The organism is Sphingomonas rosea, assembly GCF_039538065.1.
Classification (GTDB): Bacteria; Pseudomonadota; Alphaproteobacteria; order Sphingomonadales; family Sphingomonadaceae; genus Sphingomicrobium; species Sphingomicrobium rosea.
Genome location: NZ_BAABBR010000001.1, coordinates 913,451 through 927,618 on the forward strand (window position 1 = coordinate 913,451; position 14,168 = coordinate 927,618).

Here is a 14,168-nt window from a genome sequence, read left to right on the forward strand (position 1 = left end):
GTGACGCGCTAGCACCGCAATGTGCCCTGCAATGTGAATTAGCGAGCCGCGACCATCCGCTGGAGGTAGCGGGCAAGGACATCGATCTCGACGTTGACGCGCTGCCCGACGGCAAGATCACCAAGCGTCGTCTGCTCCCAGGTGTGCGGGATGATGTTGACGCTGAAGTGGGTGGCATCGTCCTGATCGCGGACGTCGTTCACGGTCAGCGACACGCCGTCGAGGGTCACCGATCCCTTGGCGGCCAGCATCGGGCCAAGCTCTTTGGGGACGGCAAGGCCGATCCGGCGGCTGTCGCCCTCGGGGCAGATGCCGATGACTTCGGCAAGGCCGTCGACATGGCCGGTCACGAGGTGTCCCCCAAGTTCGTCACCGAGGCGAAGCGCGCGCTCGAGGTTGAGGCGTGCGCCCTCGTTCCACAGTCCCGGCGCGGTGCGCGACACCGTCTCACCGCTCAGGTCGACCGCGAACCAGCCCGGCCCCTTGTCGACCACCGTCAGGCAGGCGCCCGAACAGGCGATCGAGGCACCGAGCGCGACCCCGTCCATCTCGTAGGCGGTCTCGATAACCAGCCGGAGGTCGCCCCGCTGTTCGGCGCTGCGAACGCGGCCGATATCGGTGATGATCCCGGTGAACATGGGTCAGCCTTCTGCCTGGTTGGAGCGAACGCGCTCGTAGACTTCGAGCCGGTCGATGCCAAGGCTGCGGCCGTCGCGCGCTTCCCAGCGGCCGTGCGCGTCACCAATGGCGTCGAGCCCGATGTAGCCGACGCTCTGCCGACCCTCGCCGATGATGATCGGCGCGCGATAGAGGAGGATCCGGTCGACGAGGTCGGCGGCAAGGAAGGCGGTGGCGGTGGCCGAGCCACCCTCGACCAGCAGGTCGTTGACGTCATGAAGCCGGAACACGTCCTGCGGCGAGCGCAGCATCTCCCAGCCGGTCACCGCTTCGCCGCGGCTGAGCAGGGCACGGCGGGGCGAGCGTTCCTCGAGTCCCGGGAGGCGGACGTCGAGCCGCGGCGTGTCGGCCTGAAGCGTGCCCCGACCGACGAGGATCATGTCATGGTGCGCGCGTTCGAAGTGGACGTGGGCGCGAGCGTCCTCGCCGGTGATCCACTTCGATTCGCCCGAGGGAAGGGCGATCTTGCCGTCGATCGACAACGCGAGCTTGAGCGTGATGCGCGGACGTCCGAGCCGCTGGCGGGTGAGCCAGCCCGCCATGCTGTCGCGCGCCTCGTCGGCGCACACGTCGGTCGTCACCGCGATGCCGGCGTCCTCGAGCCGCTTAAGGCCCGCGCCCGCCGTCCGCGGATCGGGGTCGACGATACCGACGACGACACGGGCAAGGCCGGCCTCGACGATCAGTGCCGAGCAGGCTGGGCCGCGCGGGCTGCGGTGATTGCACGGCTCGAGCGTGGTGAAGAGCGTGCCGCCGCGCGCGCGCGTCCCCGCTTCTGCCAAGGCGAGCGCCTCGGCATGCGGCCGCCCTCCGGGCGCCGTCGCGCCGCGTCCGACGATCGTGCCGTCAGCATCGACCACGATACAGCCGACATTGGGATTGGGCGCGCTCGTTCCCTGCGCGTCGCGGCCGAGCGCGACCGCCGCGGCCATCAGCGCGCGATCGCTACTTGATGCCGAAGGTATTGGCGATCTCCTGGAACTGCGCCTGCCGCTCCTTGGCGCGCGCCTCGGCTTTCTTCTGGTCCTTGACCTGGTCGGCCTTGATGTCGGCATCGGTGCGATTGGCCGAATAACTTTCGACATAGGTGATGGTCGGCGGCGGGGCCGTGTTCACCTTGGCGTCGATGAAGAAGATGAAGATGATCACGACCGTGAACAGCAGCGCGAGGCCGAGCGCGATCATGTTCTCCCGGCTCCGGCGCGAGAGGAACGCCTTGAGGTCGCGATAGACGACCTTGGGGTTTTGCAGCGGCGGAAGAACGGACATGGATGCGATGTAGGGTGGCGGGCGCCGCTCGGCAAACGGCGCCCGCCCTCCCTTATTCCTCGAGCTCGAACTTGAGCGTCACGACGAGATTGGTGGTGACCGGCCGGCCGTCGTCGGTCGCGGGCTTGTAGCGCCAGTAGCGGAGAAGATGCGCCCGGGCCGCGGCGACGAAGGCGGGATCGGCCGCGCCGACCGGATTGACCGCCGTCACCCGCCCGCGCTCGTCGACCGAGAGGCTCAGCCGGAGCGTCGCTTCCTCTTCCGAGCGCCGCTTCGATTCGGGATAGGGCGGGCGAACGAGGTCGGCCGGGGTGGCGAAACGCGCGGCTTGGTGCACGACGGCAGGCTTGGGCGGATCGATGGGGCCTGGATCGAGCGGCGTCACGAGCGACGGTCCGATGTCGGGCGGGTTGCTGGCGCTGCTCGGGCCGAAATCCACCGACGGGCCGCTTCCCTGCAGCGGCAGGACCGGCGGCACGACCTCGATGTGACTGTCGGGCGGCGGCGGCTTCGTTGTCTGGGTTTCGACTTGGGGCTGCGGAGGGGGCGGCGTCGGAGGTGGGGGCGGCTTGAGAGGAACGTTGTAAATCTGGGTGTCCGGCCCTTTCGGGAGGATCGGCACCCCCATCTTGGCCATGGCGACGAGGGTCAGGGCGACGGCGTGGACGCCGACGATCCCGACGAGCGTCGCGGGGCTCAGCTGACGATGGGTTCGACGATGCGCGGTGTAGGCCAGCATGACAGTCTCCTCATCCGAGTCGATGGGAGAATGTTACATCATATCATTTACCGCGCAAGTCAGCTTGCCGAGCGTCAAGAACTCAGGTGGATTGGGCGGCGACCTCGAGGCGCCGAACCACGCGCTCCTTGCCGAGCAGCCGCACCAGCGGACCCATTTCGGGCCCCGAATCCTGCCCCGTGATCGCCTTGCGCAGCGGATGGAACAGCGCCCGGCCCTTGCGACCGGTTTCGGCCTTCAGCGCATTGGTCAGCGCGTGCCAGGGATCGGCTGTCCAGTCGGTCGAATTGGCGGCGCCGGCGGCGGCGGCGACGAAGGTTCGGTCCTCCTCCGATAAAGAAGGTACCGGAATGTCGCCTGCGACGACTTCATGCCATTGGTCGATGTCGGACAGGCGGGTGAGCGCCGAGCGCAAGGCAAGCCAGCGATCCGCGTCGACCCAGTCCGGCAGGCGGGTCGCGACTCCCGCATAGTCGTGCTGATGAAGCAGTCGCGCATTGAGCTGGCCGACCTGCTCCATGTCGAAATGCGCGGGCGCGCGGCCGAAGTGGTCGAAGTCGAACGTGGCGGCGAGTTCCGGAAGGTGACCGATCGGCTCGACCGGCTGGCTCGTCCCGAGACGCGCGAGCAGGCTCAGCAGGGCCATCGGCTCGAGCCCTTCCTCCTGCATCTCGCCGACCCCGACAGCACCGAGCCGCTTCGACAATTTGCCCTCGGCGGCAACCAGCAATGCCTCATGGGCGAATTGCGGCGGGTCGGCGCCGAGTGCCGCGAACATCTGCAGCTGGACTGCGCTGTTCGAAACATGGTCCTCGCCGCGCACCACGTGGGTGACGCCAAGATCGATGTCGTCGATCACGCTTGGCAGGAGATAGAGCCAGCTGCCGTCGGCGCGGCGGATCACCGGATCGGAGATGAGCCGCGGATCGAACTTCTGCTCACCGCGGATGAGGTCGTCCCAGCCGATCGGTGAATCATGGTCGAGGCGGAAGCGCCAGTGCGGGCTGCGGCCCTCGACGGGCGCATTCTCCTGCGCCGGCCGCTCATAGACCGGGGGCAGGCCGCGCCCCAGCAACACCTTGCGTCGCAGGTCGAGCTCTTCCGGCGTCTCGTAGCAGGCATAGATCCGGCCGGCGGCGCGTAGCCGCTCGAACTCGCGCTCGTAGAGGTCGAAGCGGTCCGACTGGCGGAAGACGGCATCGGGTGCGAGGCCGAGCCAGGCAAGATCGGCGTGAATCGCCGCTTCGGCCTCGGCCGTCGACCGCTCGCGATCGGTATCGTCGATCCGCAGCAGGAACCGCCCGCCGTGCTTCGCTGCGAAAAGGAAATTGTGCAGCGCCGTCCGGATGTTGCCGACGTGGAGCCGGCCGGTCGGGGAGGGGGCGAAGCGGGTGACGACGGTCATGCGCCGGTCCTGAAGGCGTTGGTGATCGGATAGCGGCGGTCACGCCCGAAGTTGCGGCCGCCGAGCTTGACGCCGGGCGGGGCCTGGCGCCGCTTGTACTCGGCGCGAAGGACCAGTTTCTCCATCTCGGCGACGATCGCGCGTTGCTCGCCGGTTTCCGCGACGACCTCGCTGACCGACAATTCGCGATCGATGAGGCCGTGCAGGATCGGATCGAGCCGGTCGTACGGCGGCAGGCTGTCCTCGTCCTTCTGGTTGGCGCGCAATTCGGCCGTGGGCGGCTTGGTGATGATCGAATCGGGCATCACCTTGCCCTCGGGGCCGAGAAGACCGGCGGGACATTGCTCGTTGCGCCAGCGCGACAGCTTGAACACGGTCGTCTTGTAGGCGTCCTTGAGCACCGAATAGCCGCCCGCCATGTCGCCATAGAGGGTGGCATAGCCGACGCTCATCTCGCTCTTGTTGCCGGTGGTGAGCAGCATGTGGCCGAACTTGTTCGACAGAGCCATCAGGGTGACCATCCGCAGGCGGGCCTGGATATTCTCCTCGGCGAGGTCAGGCTTGCGACCGGCGAACGGCTCCTTGAGCATCGCTGCCAGGGCGTCGACCGCGCCGCCGATCGGAATGACGTCATGGCGGATACCGAGCAGGCGCGCGTTTTCGGCGGCGTCGCCGAGGCTCGTCTCCGAGGTGAAGACCGAGGGCATCATCACGCCCCACACCTTGTCGGGGCCCAGCGCATCGACCGCGACCGCGGCCGAGAGCGCGCTGTCGATCCCGCCCGACAGACCGAGAAGGACGCCCGGAAAGCCGTTGCGCTGCACATAATCGCGCAGCGCCACGACCATCGCGCGATAGACGTCCTCGGGATAGGGCGCGAGCGTGGCGACCTCGCTGGTCTCGCAGCGCCACCGGCCGTTGGTGCCCCGTTGCCACCGGGTCATGAGCAACTGTTCCTGCCAGTCGCGCATCTGCACGACCCGCTCCCCGTCGGCGTTGATCACCATCGAGCTGCCGTCAAAGGCGAGCTCGTCCTGCCCGCCGACGCGATTGAGGTAGGCAATGGGAAGACCGGTCGCGGTGGCGCGTTCGCTGAACAGGCGCCGGCGCAGGTCGTCCTTGTCGATCTCATAGGGACTGCCGTTCGGACTCAGCAGCATTTCGGCGCCAGCGGCCGCGAGGTGGTGCGGAACGTCGCGAAGCCACATGTCCTCGCAGATCGGAAAGCCGATCCGGACGCCCTTGAAGGTGAACGGCTCGGGCAGCGGCCCGGCCGAGAAGACGCGTTTCTCGTCGAACGTGCCGTAGTTCGGAAGTTCGCGCTTGCGGGTGACGAACAGTTCGCGGCCCTCGTCGGCGAGGATCATGACATTGTACGCCTTGCCGTCGACCACGCGGATCGACCCGAAGGCAATTGCCGGCCCCGGCGCGCTCGTGGCCTCGACCAGCCGGCCCGCGGCCGCCTCGGTCTCGCGCAGGAAGGCGGGCTTGAGGACGAGATCCTCGGGCGGATAGCCAGTGAGCTGGAGCTCGGGCACGAGCAGCAGATCGGCGCCCTCGGCCCGAGCGCGCATGTCGAGGATCGCCGCTGCATTGGCCGCGAGGTCGCCGACCCGCTGGTTCATCTGGGCAAGCGCGATTGTCAGGCGGTCGGTCATGACATGTCCCTAGCGACTGTCGGGCTTTCGTCCAACGCAGGCCGCCGCTAGGAACGCGCCAGGCAGCCACACGGGGAATGCGCACGATGAAGCTTTTGGCCGGCAATTCGAATGCGCCCCTGGCGCGCGCCATCAGCGATTATCTCGAGCTGCCGCTGACCAAGGCCAGCGTTCGCCGTTTCGCCGACGAGGAGATCTTCGTCGAAATCCACGAGAATGTCCGCGGCGAGGACGTGTTTCTCATCCAGTCGACCAGCTATCCGGCGAACGACAATCTGATGGAGCTGCTGATCTGCGTCGATGCGCTGCGCCGCGCTTCGGCCCGCCGGATCACCGCGGTACTCCCTTATTTCGGCTATGCTCGGCAGGACCGGAAGCCGGGACCCCGAACGCCCATTTCGGCCAAGCTCGTCGCCAACCTCATCACCACCGCCGGCGCCAATCGCGTGCTCTCGGTCGATCTCCACGCCGGGCAGATCCAGGGGTTCTTCGACATCCCGACCGACAATCTGTTCGGTGCACCGGTCATGAGCGCGGACATCCAGGCGCGCTTCGGCGACCAGCCGATCACGGTCGTGTCGCCCGACGTCGGCGGTGTGGTTCGCGCGCGCAGCCTTGCCAAGCGCCTCGCCAACGCCCCGCTCGCGATCGTCGACAAGCGCCGTGAGAAGGCCGGCGAATCGGAAGTGATGAACATCATCGGTGACGTCGAGGGGCGCTTCTGCATCCTGATCGACGATATCGTCGATTCGGCCGGCACCCTGTGCAACGCCGCCGCCGCGCTGAAGGCGCAAGGCGCGATCGGGGTGGTCGCCTACGTCACCCACGGCGTGCTTTCGGGCGGCGCGGCCGCGCGCGTGGCGGCGAGCGAGCTTACCGAGCTGGTGGTGACCGACAGCATCTATGCGGGTGAGGCCGACCTGCCGGGAACCAAGATCCGCCGCCTGACGATCGCCCCGCTGCTCGCCGAGGCGATCCGGCGCACCGCCGACGAATCGAGCGTGTCGAGCCTGTTCGACTAAGGGCGGGCGCGGCTGGCGATCGACGCCGCGCCGGTTGCAGTCGCGGTCGCCGAGCCGAGGCGCAGCGGCCGGCCATGGATCCATGCACGGCCCGCACCGAAGCTTGCGGCCGGTTCGAAACCCGAGCGCCGTTCGGCCAGGACAGGCTGGTCTCCCTGCTCTTCGAGGAGCCACCAGCGGCCCTCGGCCTTGGCGACGAGCATGACATAGTCGCCGCGCACCCGGTCGCGGCCCATCATCAGATAATAGTCGTTCCGCGGATAACCGAGCTCGCGAAGCGCCTGGAACTTGAGGATCGCGCGGTCGTCGTCATCGCCGCGTCCCGACGCCAGGGTCTCCGACGAACTCGCCCAGTAGCTTCGCGCGCCATATTGGGTCGCGTCCGAACGCCAGCCGACGCGATGATCGACTTGCGCCTGGAGATAGCGAAGCTGCTCGAGACGGCCCATGCTGCGGGCCGGCGCGACCAGCGCGGCCAGCGCGCGATCACCGGCGAGGTCGCCCATGACCTTGCGCCACTTGTCTGCCCAGCGCCCCTGCGGTCCGGGAATGGCCACGGTTCCGAACAGGTTGGGCCGGGTCGGCGCCGTCACCGTCACGCTTTCGGCGTCGGGCGCGGAGGCCGACGCCGCGACATCGGCGGAGACGGGAACGGCGAGACTGACGAGGACGAGCATGAGCCCGACCCTCGCGGTCCTGTGACGGTGCAAATCCGGCATCCACCCTCCTGGCTCGGGCCCCCACGGCGAGCCGAAGGCGGAAGTAGTTCATGCGGGAATGCGTCACGGAAGCGCATGGTTAACAGGAAGATCAAAACTTTCGCCGAACCGAGGCAACGGTGCGGCAAGTTGAGCGAAGAGCTATTGCTATACTGATTGAGGTTAACCTGGTGGTACCGGCTAAATCGCGTAGGTGGCGGATTTCTCCCGTTCGAACCGATGCTTCGGTGCCGAATCATGCGTCGGGTGCGAGCAAGCCGGCGGCGATGTAGAGCACGAGAGCGATCGGTCCCGTGACCATGACCGCGAGAATGATGGCGAGACGGACGATCAGCGGGTCGACGCCGGTCATGTCGGCGAGCCCGGCGGCCACACCCATCACCTTGGCGTCAGACTTGTTCAGCGAGAAACGGCGTTCCACGGTTTATTCCTTTCGAGACTGAGGCGGTCAGGCGATCTGCAGCGGGCCGACGGCGGCGCTGACGAACAGCATGGCGGTGATGAAAGCGCCCGCGAGACTGACGGCGAACTGGCGGTGGTCGATGGTCTTGGTCATGATGAATTCCCTCTGTCTGGTCCGGCGAAGCTGCCGATGACCTTGGTAAGCAGAGGGCGTGCCAGAACCGCGATTTGGACCATTATTCAGAGAGTTGATCTGAAACAGTGGCTAATAGCCGTCGCTGAAGAGCAGGCGGATGTTGGTGAAATCCGCCACGCCTTGGGCGTCCGCCAGAATTCCCAACGCGCGGTTAACCATTCTCGCGAGCAAAGCTGCAAGGCCCCAAGGTTAATGACCGGCTTACCGCGTTCGGGGCATCTCGCCCTCGATCGCTCGGTGTGGGGACTGAAGACTTATGAAGAAGATTCTCGTTGCTGCAGCCGCCATGGCTGCGTTCGCCGCTGCCGCGCCGGCCGCGGCACAGAATGCGCCGGTCAGCGCGCTGACCAAGGCGACCGCCAATGCTCGACTGATCAAGCCGCTGACGCTCACTGCGCTGCGCGACCTTAACTTCGGCACCATCGTCATGGGCAACCTGACCGGCAACGATACGGTCAGCATCAGCGGCGCGGGCGTCGTCAGCTGCGGCGCGTCGGGCAACCTCACCTGTGCGGGGACGCCGACCTCGGCGGGCTATCGCATCACCGGCACGCAGGGTCAGGTCGTCGTCGTTTCGTCGGCCGCCCCGAGCTTCCCGCTCACGGGCAGTAACGGTGGCACATTGAGCTTCGTGCCGAGCTTCCCGGCGACCGTCACCCTGGGCGCGGTCGGCAGCGCGGCCAATGACTTCAGCGTCGGCGGCTCGGTGGTCATCGGTGCGACCACCCCGGACGGCGTCTACAAGGGCGACATCGATATCCAGGTTGCCTATCAATAAGCGTCCGGTCTTCTGACCGGACCTGTCGAGGGCGGCTTCCGCGAGGAGGCCGCCCTTCTTCATGAGCCCTTGGCGCCGCCATGGTTAGCGCTTCATCAACCATTGGCTGCGAGAAAGCTCCGAAATGGCGGCGATTGGGCCGTCACCGTTGGAGCCGCTCGACCCATGAAGACAATCGCTCGTTTCGCTCTCGCCGCTTCGCTGCTGACGCTTGCGCTGCCCGCGCAGGCGGGCGTCGGTGACCTTCTGGTCGCGCCGACGCGGATCATTCTCGACGGCGGCAAGGGCACCGAGGTCATCCTCAACAACATCGGTGACGAGACCGCGGTCTATCGGATCTCGGTCGAACTGAAGCGGATGCGCGAGGATGGCAGCTTCGAGGACGTCGCGACGCCGTCGGCATCCGAGACCGCCGCCCGCGACATGATCGTCTATGCGCCGCGCCGCGTCACCCTGCCGCCCAAACAACCCCAGACGATCCGCATCGCGGCGCGTGCGCCAGCCGGCCTCCCGGACGGTGAATATCGCGTCCACATGCTCTTCCGCGCCGTTCCGCCGCCCCAGCCGCCGGTGCAGACCCCGGCCGACTTCAAGGGCATCGGCTTCGCGCTGACCCCGGTCTATGGCGTCACCATCCCGATCATCGTCCGCCTCGGCAACCTTTCTGCCACCGCCGGGATCGCCAAAGTGACCAAGGTCGATGCCGGCGGCCGTCCCGCCGTCAGCCTCGAGCTCAGCCGCAACGGCTCGCGCTCGACCTTCGGCGAAGTCCGCGTGATGAAGGCCGGGATCAAGGAGCCGATCGCGGTCCAGCGTGGCATCGCGGTCTACACCGAGCTTGGTCATCGCACCGTCACCGTGCCGATCGACGAGCGCTTCGCCGCCCAGGCCTCGGGCCCGGTCACCGTCCAGTATCTCGAGGCCGCCGACGGCGCCACCACGACGCTCGCCGAGACCAGCGCGGTCCTGCGCTAGAGCTCGGGACGGGGGCGGGCAGGACATAATGATGCTGGCGCGCTGGTGCAGGCTGACGCTGGGAGCGCTCGTCGCTGCCGGTCTCGGCCTCGCCGCGCCGGCTTCGGCTCCGCCCGCAGCCACGCCGTGGAGCGCCGATTCCGACAGCCAGTTCCTGCTCGACCTCCAGATCCGTCAGCATACGCTCGGGGACGGAATCCGCGCCTATCCGGTGCCGGGCGGGACGTGCCTCATCTTCGGTGACATGGTCACCGCACTCGACCTGCCGATCAAGATCGACCTCGGCGCACGCCAAGCCGCCGGCTGGGCCTTCCAGGAACAGAACAAGCTCTTCATCGACCGCGCGGGCGGCGAGGTTCGCTTCGCCGGCAAGGCCGAGAAGCTCGCGCCCGACGTCATCCGGGACGCGCCGGAGGGCTGGTGCGTCGAAAGCGGCGCGCTGGCGCGCTGGCTCAATCTCAAAATCGAGCCGCGAACCGATTCCGCGCTCCTCCTCCTCGACAGCGAGAAGAAGCTGCCGGTCGAATTGGCGGTCGAACGGCGGGAGCGGGCCGCGCGACTGAGCCGGGCGACGCTCGACCTGTCGAGCCTGCCCAAGATTCGCCTGCCCTATCGCATGTGGCGCACGCCGAGCGTCGACGTCATGATGGACGCCGGGCTCACCTATTCCGCCGCGAGCGGCGCCCGGATCGACCATCGCGCCAGCATCCTTGCTGCCGGCGAAGCGCTGCAGATGAGTTATGAGGCGCGGATCGGTACCGACCGGCGCGGCCTTCCGACGAACATCCGCTTCCAGGCCTATCGCTCCGATCCCGAGGGCGGCCTGCTCGGCCCGCTCAAGGCGACGCATGTCGCGGTCGGCGATGTCGAAAGCATCGGCTCGCCGCTCGCCGCGATCGCCGGCACGGGGCGCGGCGCCGTCGTCACCAATCGCCCGCTGTTCAAGGCCGTCGCCTTCGACCGCACGCAATTCAGCGGCGAGCTTCCACCCGGCTGGGATGCCGAGCTCTATCGCAACGGCGAGCTCGTCGCCTTCGCTGCCGGCCAATCCGACGGCCGCTACAATTTCGCCGACATCGCGCTGTCCTACGGCGACAATCGCTTCGAGATTTTGACCTACGGCCCGCAAGGGCAGGTGAAGAGCCGGATCGAGACCGTGACCGTCGGCCCCGACGCCGTTCCGCCTGGCGAGACCACCTACTGGGCCGGTGTCGTCGATCCCGGCCGCGACCTGCTCGACTTCACCCGCAGCCGCGCCCCGCCCGATCGCGAAGCGGGTCTGCGCGCCACTGCCGCCGTCGAACATGGCCTCGACCAGCGCACCTCCGTGGCCGCGCTGGTGCAGACCTTGAGCGTCAACGACTCCCGCGTCACCTATGTCGAGGGCACGCTCCGGCGCTCGATCGGTCCGGCGATCGTCGAGGTCGGCGTCGCGCGCGACGACAAGGGCGGCATGGCCTATCGCGGCCAGGCGCTCGCCAGGATCGGCGCGGCCAACATTTCCTGGAGCAGCTTCCTCGCGAGGAATTTCGCCGCCCGCCCCGACGGCATCGGCGCCACCGCCGAACATCGCCTCGGCGTCGACCTGCCGATCAAGTTGAGCAAGGATTTCGCCGTGCCACTGCATGGCGACGTTCGCCTGTCCGAACGACGCGACGGTGGCCGGTCGATCGAGGCCAGCGGACGCACCAGCATCATGCTCAGCCGCTTCAATCTCGCCGCGCTGGTCCGGTACCGCGAGGATCGCTCGCTGGGCGATCCGGTCGCGCGGCGCGATGCGGAAGTGGGGCTGATCGGCAGCGGCCGAATCGGCCCCGTCCGACTGCGCGGCTCGACCGACTGGGAAGTCGCTCCGCACTCACGGCTGAAGCGCGCCGAGCTGTCGGGCTATTGGAGCCGCGGCGGCGACGCCGACTGGGAGGGCGCGGTCGCCTATGAGGGTCAGGAACGGCGCGTTCGCGCGCGCCTGACCCATGTCCGCCGCTTCGACCAGCTCGCCGTTGCGGGCACGCTCGAGGCGGCGAGCGACGGCTCGGTCGCGGCCGGCCTCAACCTCACCTTCTCGCTCGACCGGGGACACGGCGGGTGGCGTTTCAGCCGCCAGTCGCTCGCCGGCACCGGCAGCGTTCGCGCGCAAGTCTTCCGCGACACCAACGGCAACGGGCTTCGTGACGACGGCGAGGAAGCGGAAGCAGGGGCGCTTCTGACGGCCGGCATGCGACCGGCCGACAAGCCGACCGGCAAGGACGGCTGGGCCTCGGTCGCGGGGCTCGACAATTACCGCCCGGTCGCGATCGGTGTCGACACCTCGTCGCTGAGCGATCCCAACCTCGTGCCCACCCGTCCGGCGCAGCTGATCGTGCCGCGGCCGGGCGTGTCGGCCGAATTGCTCATTCCGCTCAGCGGCGGCGGAGCGATCGAGGGTGTGCTTCTCAAGGACGGCGGCGGCGCCTTCCAGGGGCTCGACCTCGAACTGGTCGACGCGGCGGGCAAGGTCGTCGCCTCGGTCCGCAGCGACTATGACGGATACTTCCTGTTCGATCGCGTCGTGCCGGGAAGCTACCAGCTCCGGCTGAGCGAAGTCAGCCGCGTGGACGCCAAGGCATTGTCGCCGGTCGTCCAGGCGACGCTCGAGCTCAAGCACGACCAGGCGGTGCTGCGGCTCGGGTCGCTGGTGGTGAGGGCGGCCCCGAAGATGGCCGTTAACCAACAAGTCGTCTTAGGCGACTTGGCCCTGAGCAACTAGCTCAGGGACAGATCGGATACTTCATCCTCCGGATGAAGTGGTGCGGTCGAGAAGACTCGAACTTCCACGGCCTTTCGGCCACAGCGACCTCAACGCTGCGCGTCTACCAATTCCGCCACGACCGCACGTGATCGACGCTCTGGAGCGAGCGCCCTTGGCAAGGCGTGTGCCCCTAGCAGCGCCTTTTGGCGAGCGCAACAGCCACGTGGATCGCTCCGATATGAAACAAAGGTAAAGCCCGAATTTACCTTTTGCCGTCTCAAACGTAGCCTGCTTGTCATGCTCGTTCCGACGATCCTCGCGGCCGCAGCAGCCCTCGGTGCCAATGCCACCAGGGAGCCCCCGCGCGTGGCGCGCGCGCAGGTCGCGGCGTTCGTCCGGATCATCCAGGCGGCCGAGATCAGGGACGGGCATACGGACGTGCCGCATCGCCGCCGTATCGCGATCGACACGGACGGGACGCGACGGATTCTGATCGAATTTGAATGACTTAGGTGCCGACCGTGTCGCTCTTGCGGCACGGGCCGGGGCGGCGCTCGTCACCCGCGAGCATGATCTCGAGGCAGAGTTCTTCCGACGGCACGTTCAGGTTCGCGCTGTTGAAGCTGGCGCTTCCGCCGGGGCCGAGACGCGGCGCGGGCGGCGGGATCGTCCACTTGTAGACGATCTTCTGGTCGAGGTTGCGGAGCTGGGCGTTTATCGCCGGCACCGGCACGGTTTCCTCGGTCGGATTGCTTATCGTGCCGCTGACCTCGAGCAGGCTGTTCCCGCTCGCCAGTTCCTGCCGGCTGTTGTTCTGGACCTGGAGAAGCAAATTCACGCTTCCGCTCGCCTGTGCGAGCCCGAGCCGATTCTTGACCTCGGCCGGGGCCAGGAACCAGATACCCGCGGCGACCGCGGCGATCACCAGCAGCACGGCGAGGATCACCATCGGCCACTTGCGACGCGGCGAGACCTCGTCCTCCTGCGCGGCGAACGGGCTGTAGAGGTCGTCGGCCTCGACCCGGCCGGCGCGCAGCGGATGCGTGGCGCGTACCGGCTCGGCCTCTGGTGCGTCGACCGGCACCACTTCCTCAGGGTAGGGCTCGGATGCCGCCACCGCCTCGGCCGGCATGGTCGCCGCCTCGGGCTCGGCCGCATCGGTGTCTTCGGCAAGCGCGCCCGCCGATTCCTGATGCGTTGGCGTGGAGCCGGAAAGCGGATCACTGTCGACCGGATCGCTCGAGGCGGAAAGGTCGGGATGCGAATGATCGCTGCTCGCGTCGGTTTCCGCGACGCCACGCTCGTCGCGGGTCGGATAATCTGATGCCGGCGCCTCGCCGAGGTTCGGCTGTCCTGCCTCGGGAACCTGCTGCACGGGTTCGTCGACCGACGCGCCGTCGACCAGCGCCTCGGGCTCCTGATGCCAGCTATGCTTGCACTGCGCGCAGCGCACCGTGCGACCCTCGGGCGGGATGGCGCCGTCCTTGACGACGTAACGCGTACCGCAAGACGGGCAGGTCAGGATCATGTTCGGCCGCTTTCCCTAAAACCGTCAACGAAATTGGTGCGTAACCTTTTCGTGAATCCATTGGCAAGCTA

The 14,168-nt window shown here is 67.5% G+C and carries 14 protein-coding genes and 1 tRNA gene; 5 read left to right on the top strand and 10 right to left on the bottom strand.

Annotation, left to right across the window (positions count from 1 at the left end):
- Window positions 1–38 precede the first annotated feature (38 nt).
- From ABD693_RS04480 to ABD693_RS04505, 6 genes are all read right to left on the bottom strand, one after another.
- Entirely contained in the window at window positions 39–638 is a 600-nt protein-coding gene (locus ABD693_RS04480; RefSeq protein WP_344695820.1) for a riboflavin synthase, read from the bottom strand.
- Window positions 639–641: 3 nt separating this feature from the next.
- Complete coding sequence (gene ribD, locus ABD693_RS04485; RefSeq protein ID WP_344695821.1) at window positions 642–1,610, bottom strand: bifunctional diaminohydroxyphosphoribosylaminopyrimidine deaminase/5-amino-6-(5-phosphoribosylamino)uracil reductase RibD; 969 nt, start codon at window positions 1,608–1,610, stop codon at window positions 642–644.
- Window positions 1,611–1,623: 13 nt separating this feature from the next.
- Window positions 1,624–1,947, bottom strand: a complete 324-nt coding sequence (locus ABD693_RS04490) for a hypothetical protein (RefSeq protein ID WP_344695822.1) — start codon at window positions 1,945–1,947, stop codon at window positions 1,624–1,626.
- A gap of 52 nt (window positions 1,948–1,999) precedes the next feature.
- The gene (locus ABD693_RS04495; protein ID WP_344695823.1) at window positions 2,000–2,686 is read right to left on the bottom strand and encodes an energy transducer TonB; all 687 of its coding nucleotides are present in this window, start codon (window positions 2,684–2,686) and stop codon (window positions 2,000–2,002) included.
- 82 nt (window positions 2,687–2,768) lie between these two features.
- Window positions 2,769–4,091, bottom strand: coding sequence for a glutamate--tRNA ligase (gene gltX, locus ABD693_RS04500; RefSeq protein ID WP_344695825.1), 1,323 nt, complete (start codon window positions 4,089–4,091; stop codon window positions 2,769–2,771).
- Window positions 4,088–5,749, bottom strand: coding sequence for an NAD+ synthase (locus tag ABD693_RS04505; protein WP_344695826.1), 1,662 nt, complete (start codon window positions 5,747–5,749; stop codon window positions 4,088–4,090). Before ABD693_RS04505 ends, gltX begins: the two co-directional genes overlap by 4 nt.
- Before the next feature lie 86 nt (window positions 5,750–5,835).
- On the opposite strand from ABD693_RS04505, the gene ABD693_RS04510 reads away from it, so the two are divergent.
- Window positions 5,836–6,771, top strand: a complete 936-nt coding sequence (locus ABD693_RS04510; protein ID WP_344695827.1) for a ribose-phosphate pyrophosphokinase — start codon at window positions 5,836–5,838, stop codon at window positions 6,769–6,771.
- Here the strand turns inward: ABD693_RS04510 and ABD693_RS04515 are convergent.
- Window positions 6,768–7,448, bottom strand: coding sequence for a transglutaminase-like cysteine peptidase (locus tag ABD693_RS04515; RefSeq protein WP_344695828.1), 681 nt, complete (start codon window positions 7,446–7,448; stop codon window positions 6,768–6,770). The two genes, ABD693_RS04510 and ABD693_RS04515, sit on opposite strands and share 4 nt — an antisense overlap.
- A gap of 277 nt (window positions 7,449–7,725) precedes the next feature.
- A complete protein-coding gene (locus ABD693_RS04520) occupies window positions 7,726–7,911 on the bottom strand; it encodes a PspC domain-containing protein (RefSeq protein ID WP_344695829.1) in 186 nt (61 codons plus the stop codon).
- Window positions 7,912–8,344: 433 nt separating this feature from the next.
- Between ABD693_RS04520 and ABD693_RS04525 the strand changes: the two genes are divergently transcribed.
- From ABD693_RS04525 to ABD693_RS04535, 3 genes are all read left to right on the top strand, one after another.
- Window positions 8,345–8,866 (top strand): DUF4402 domain-containing protein, encoded by a 522-nt coding sequence (locus tag ABD693_RS04525; protein ID WP_344695830.1) that lies wholly within the window; start codon window positions 8,345–8,347, stop codon window positions 8,864–8,866.
- Window positions 8,867–9,031: 165 nt separating this feature from the next.
- Window positions 9,032–9,841, top strand: coding sequence for a fimbrial biogenesis chaperone (locus tag ABD693_RS04530; protein WP_344695831.1), 810 nt, complete (start codon window positions 9,032–9,034; stop codon window positions 9,839–9,841).
- Between the two features lie 31 nt (window positions 9,842–9,872).
- A complete protein-coding gene (locus ABD693_RS04535; protein ID WP_344695832.1) occupies window positions 9,873–12,587 on the top strand; it encodes an MSCRAMM family protein in 2,715 nt (904 codons plus the stop codon).
- A gap of 38 nt (window positions 12,588–12,625) precedes the next feature.
- Here ABD693_RS04535 and ABD693_RS04540 read toward each other — a convergent pair.
- Window positions 12,626–12,712: transfer RNA gene (locus ABD693_RS04540), tRNA-Leu, on the bottom strand.
- 154 nt (window positions 12,713–12,866) lie between these two features.
- Between ABD693_RS04540 and ABD693_RS04545 the strand changes: the two genes are divergently transcribed.
- A complete protein-coding gene (locus ABD693_RS04545; RefSeq protein ID WP_344695833.1) occupies window positions 12,867–13,076 on the top strand; it encodes a hypothetical protein in 210 nt (69 codons plus the stop codon).
- 1 nt (window position 13,077) lies between these two features.
- Here the strand turns inward: ABD693_RS04545 and ABD693_RS04550 are convergent, their stop codons facing one another.
- Window positions 13,078–14,097 (bottom strand): zinc-ribbon domain-containing protein, encoded by a 1,020-nt coding sequence (locus tag ABD693_RS04550; RefSeq protein ID WP_344695835.1) that lies wholly within the window; start codon window positions 14,095–14,097, stop codon window positions 13,078–13,080.
- Between the last annotated feature and the right edge of the window lie 71 nt (window positions 14,098–14,168).